The organism is Streptomyces flavovariabilis, from assembly GCF_000725785.1.
In the GTDB taxonomy this organism is placed as follows: domain Bacteria; phylum Actinomycetota; class Actinomycetes; order Streptomycetales; family Streptomycetaceae; genus Streptomyces; species Streptomyces hawaiiensis.
In genome coordinates this window covers 1-3,277 of the sequence record NZ_JNXD01000066.1, presented here as the reverse complement: position 1 = coordinate 3,277, position 3,277 = coordinate 1, and the positions used below count along the sequence as shown (strand labels likewise).

Sequence of the window (3,277 nt, the reverse complement as noted above, 5' to 3'; positions counted from 1 at the left end):
AACACAGTGGACGCGAGCAACTGAGGACAAGCCCTCGGCCTATTAGTACCGGTCAACTCCACACGTTACCGTGCTTCCATATCCGGCCTATCAACCCAGTCGTCTACTGGGAGCCTTACCCTCTCAAGGAGGTGGGAATACTCATCTCGAAGCAGGCTTCCCGCTTAGATGCTTTCAGCGGTTATCCCTCCCGAACGTAGCCAACCAGCCATGCCCTTGGCAGGACAACTGGCACACCAGAGGTTCGTCCGTCCCGGTCCTCTCGTACTAGGGACAGCCCTTCTCAATATTCCTACGCGCACAGCGGATAGGGACCGAACTGTCTCACGACGTTCTAAACCCAGCTCGCGTACCGCTTTAATGGGCGAACAGCCCAACCCTTGGGACCGACTCCAGCCCCAGGATGCGACGAGCCGACATCGAGGTGCCAAACCATCCCGTCGATATGGACTCTTGGGGAAGATCAGCCTGTTATCCCCGGGGTACCTTTTATCCGTTGAGCGACGGCGCTTCCACAAGCCACCGCCGGATCACTAGTCCCGACTTTCGTCCCTGCTCGACCCGTCGGTCTCACAGTCAAGCTCCCTTGTGCACTTACACTCAACACCTGATTGCCAACCAGGCTGAGGGAACCTTTGGGCGCCTCCGTTACTCTTTAGGAGGCAACCGCCCCAGTTAAACTACCCATCAGACACTGTCCCTGATCCGGATCACGGACCCAGGTTAGACATCCAGCACGACCAGACTGGTATTTCAACGACGACTCCCCCTGAACTGGCGTCCAGAGTTCAAAGTCTCCCAGCTATCCTACACAAGCCGAACCGAACACCAATATCAAACTGTAGTAAAGGTCCCGGGGTCTTTCCGTCCTGCTGCGCGAAACGAGCATCTTTACTCGTAGTGCAATTTCACCGGGCCTATGGTTGAGACAGTCGAGAAGTCGTTACGCCATTCGTGCAGGTCGGAACTTACCCGACAAGGAATTTCGCTACCTTAGGATGGTTATAGTTACCACCGCCGTTTACTGGCGCTTAAGTTCTCAGCTTCGCCCCACCGAAATGGAGCTAACCGGTCCCCTTAACGTTCCAGCACCGGGCAGGCGTCAGTCCGTATACATCGCCTTACGGCTTCGCACGGACCTGTGTTTTTAGTAAACAGTCGCTTCTCGCTGGTCTCTGCGGCCACCCCCAGCTCGAGGAGCAAGTCCTCTCACCAGTGATGGCCCCCCTTCTCCCGAAGTTACGGGGGCATTTTGCCGAGTTCCTTAACCATAGTTCACCCGAACGCCTCGGTATTCTCTACCTGACCACCTGAGTCGGTTTAGGGTACGGGCCGCCATGAAACTCGCTAGAGGCTTTTCTCGACAGCATAGGATCATCCACTTCACCACAATCGGCTCGGCATCAGGTCTCAGACTATTGCCAGGCGGATTTACCTACCTGACGTCCTACACCCTTACCCCGGGACAACCACCGCCCGGGATGGACTACCTTCCTGCGTCACCCCATCACTCACCTACTAACCGCTTGGTTCGGCGGCTCCACCACTTTCCTTTCCCCGAAGGGTCCGGAACGGCTTCACGGCCTTAGCATCACGATGCTCGATGTTTGACGCTTCACAGCGGGTACCGGAATATCAACCGGTTATCCATCGACTACGCCTGTCGGCCTCGCCTTAGGTCCCGACTTACCCTGGGCAGATCAGCTTGACCCAGGAACCCTTAGTCAATCGGCGCAAACGTTTCTCACGTTTGTATCGCTACTCATGCCTGCATTCTCACTCGTGAACCGTCCACAACTCGCTTCCGCGGCTGCTTCACCCGGCACACGACGCTCCCCTACCCATCACGATCCCCGTTGGGGGTATATATCGCAATGACACGACTTCGGCGGTACGCTTGAGCCCCGCTACATTGTCGGCGCGGAATCACTAGACCAGTGAGCTATTACGCACTCTTTCAAGGGTGGCTGCTTCTAAGCCAACCTCCTGGTTGTCTCTGCGACTCCACATCCTTTCCCACTTAGCGTACGCTTAGGGGCCTTAGTCGATGCTCTGGGCTGTTTCCCTCTCGACCATGGAGCTTATCCCCCACAGTCTCACTGCCGCGCTCTCACTTACCGGCATTCGGAGTTTGGCTAAGGTCAGTAACCCGGTAGGGCCCATCGCCTATCCAGTGCTCTACCTCCGGCAAGAAACACACGACGCTGCACCTAAATGCATTTCGGGGAGAACCAGCTATCACGGAGTTTGATTGGCCTTTCACCCCTAACCACAGGTCATCCCCCAGGTTTTCAACCCTGGTGGGTTCGGTCCTCCACGAAGTCTTACCTCCGCTTCAACCTGCCCATGGCTAGATCACTCCGCTTCGGGTCTTGAGCGTGCTACTGAAACGCCCTATTCGGACTCGCTTTCGCTACGGCTTCCCCACACGGGTTAACCTCGCAACACACCGCAAACTCGCAGGCTCATTCTTCAAAAGGCACGCAGTCACGACGCATTGAGTAAACTCAATGCGCGACGCTCCCACGGCTTGTAGGCACACGGTTTCAGGTACTATTTCACTCCGCTCCCGCGGTACTTTTCACCATTCCCTCACGGTACTATCCGCTATCGGTCACCAGGGAATATTTAGGCTTAGCGGGTGGTCCCGCCAGATTCACACGGGATTTCTCGGGCCCCGTGCTACTTGGGTGTCTCTCAAACGAGCCGCTGATGTTTCGACTACGGGGGTCTTACCCTCTACGCCGGACCTTTCGCATGTCCTTCGCCTACATCAACGGTTTCTGACTCGTCTCACGGCCGGCAGACCGTAAAAGAGAGATCCCACAACCCCGCATACGCAACCCCTGCCGGGTCTCACACGTATACGGTTTGGCCTCATCCGGTTTCGCTCGCCACTACTCCCGGAATCACGGTTGTTTTCTCTTCCTGCGGGTACTGAGATGTTTCACTTCCCCGCGTTCCCTCCACTTGCCCTATGTGTTCAGGCAAGGGTGACAGCCCATGACGACTGCCGGGTTTCCCCATTCGGAAACCCCCGGATCAAAGCCTGGTTGACGACTCCCCGGGGACTATCGTGGCCTCCCACGTCCTTCATCGGTTCCTGGTGCCAAGGCATCCACCGTGCGCCCTTAAAAACTTGGCCACAGATGCTCGCGTCCACTGTGCAGTTCTCAAACAACGACCAGCCACCCATCACCCCGCCCTTAGGCGAGTTCACTGGGGCCGGCGACTGAGGAAAAATCCATTCCCTCAGACACCCAACAGCGTGCCCGAC

General features: G+C 56.7%; 1 rRNA gene. It reads right to left on the bottom strand.

Annotated elements, in window-relative coordinates:
* Positions 1–22 precede the first annotated feature (22 nt).
* A 23S ribosomal RNA gene (locus IO24_RS0139880) occupies positions 23–3,145 on the bottom strand.
* Between the last annotated feature and the right edge of the window lie 132 nt (positions 3,146–3,277).